Annotated in this window: 1 rRNA gene; it reads right to left on the bottom strand. The window is 53.6% G+C overall.

Going from position 1 to position 308, the window contains the following annotated elements:
* A 16S ribosomal RNA gene (locus tag DW297_RS04475) occupies nt 1-308 on the bottom strand; the annotation flags it as partial.

The raw sequence follows: 308 nt of genomic DNA, 5'->3' as shown, positions 1-308 counted from the left end.
TCTCAGTCCCAGTGTGGCCGATCACCCTCTCAGGTCGGCTACGCATCGTTGCCTTGGTGAGCCGTTACCTCACCAACTAGCTAATGCGACGCGGGTCCATCCATAAGTGACAGCCGAAGCCGCCTTTCAATTTCGAACCATGCAGTTCAAAATGTTATCCGGTATTAGCCCCGGTTTCCCGGAGTTATCCCAGTCTTATGGGCAGGTTACCCACGTGTTACTCACCCGTCCGCCGCTAACTTCATAAGAGCAAGCTCTTAATCCATTCGCTCGACTTGCATGTATTAGGCACGCCGCCAGCGTTCATC

Origin of the sequence: Microbacterium sp. PF5 (genome assembly GCF_004794315.1) — a bacterium.
GTDB lineage: Bacteria > Actinomycetota > Actinomycetes > Actinomycetales > Microbacteriaceae > Microbacterium > Microbacterium sufflavum.
This window is presented reverse-complemented; position numbering and strand designations above follow the sequence as displayed.